Source organism: Streptomyces sp. URMC 123 (genome assembly GCF_051386515.1).
Lineage (GTDB): Bacteria > Actinomycetota > Actinomycetes > Streptomycetales > Streptomycetaceae > Streptomyces.
Genome location: NZ_JBPQTV010000650.1, coordinates 1 through 927, shown reverse-complemented (window position 1 = coordinate 927; position 927 = coordinate 1). Strand labels below are relative to the sequence as shown.

1 protein-coding gene is annotated in these 927 nt (G+C 75.4%); it reads left to right on the top strand.

Annotated features, from left to right (window positions below):
• Positions 1-87: 87 nt before the first annotated feature.
• Positions 88-885 (top strand): Fpg/Nei family DNA glycosylase, encoded by a 798-nt coding sequence (locus ACSNOD_RS31440; RefSeq protein WP_436770480.1) that lies wholly within the window; start codon positions 88-90, stop codon positions 883-885.
• The last annotated feature ends 42 nt before the right edge of the window (positions 886-927 follow it).

Sequence of the window (927 nt, the reverse complement as noted above, 5' to 3'; positions counted from 1 at the left end):
ACGGCCCGGATGTCGCGAAGGGTTTCGGCCGTTCCCCTCCGGCCGCCCGGCCGCCCGGCCAGGCCCGCCGGGCGCGATGATGGACCCATGCCCGAGGGAGACACCGTCTGGCGCGCGGCCAGGGATCTGCACCAGGCGCTGGCCGGAGCCGTGCTGGTCCGCACCGATCTGCGGGTCCCGCGGTTCGCGACCGCGGACCTCACGGGCCGCCGCACCCTGGAGGTGCTGGCGCGCGGCAAGCATCTGCTGGCCAGGATCGAGGGCGGGGTGACCCTCCACTCCCATCTGCGGATGGACGGCGCGTGGCGGCTGTACGCGAACGGGGAGCGGTGGCGCGGCGGGCCCTCCCACCAGATCCGGGCGATCCTCTCGACCGCCGAGCGCACCGCCGTCGGCTATCGCCTCCCGGTCCTGGAACTGCTCCCCACCGGTGAGGAGGAGACCGCCGTGGGCCATCTCGGCCCGGACCTCCTCGGCCCTGACTGGGACCCCGGCGAAGCGCTGCGGCGGCTGCTCGCCGACCCCGCGCGCCCCCTGGGCGAGGCCCTGCTCGACCAGCGCAATCTCGCGGGCATCGGCAATGTCTACAAATGCGAGCTCTGCTTCCTGCTGCGGGTCACCCCCTGGCTGCCGATGGGCGAGCTGCCCGCCCCGGAACGGCTGCCGGAGCTCGCCAAGAAGCTGCTGGAGGCGAACAAGGCGCGAGCGGCCCGGATCACCACGGGCAGCGCCCGTCCGGACCGTCGTCAGTGGGTGTACGGGCGCTCCCCGCGCCCCTGTCTGCGCTGCGGTACGCCCGTGCGGAAGGCCGACCAGGGCCCGCCAGCCGAGCCACGCGTCACGTACTGGTGTCCGCGGTGCCAGAGCGGCCCCGCGCCCGGGTGAGAGGCCCCCGTACGCCCCCGGCCCGTCGCCACGGGCCGCGCC

Bases quoted from the DNA above. Each gene is read 5' to 3' on its own strand.
- ACSNOD_RS31440 (WP_436770480.1), top strand. From the start codon at position 88: ATGCCCGAGGGAGACACCGTCTGGCGCGCGGCCAGGGATCTGCACCAG.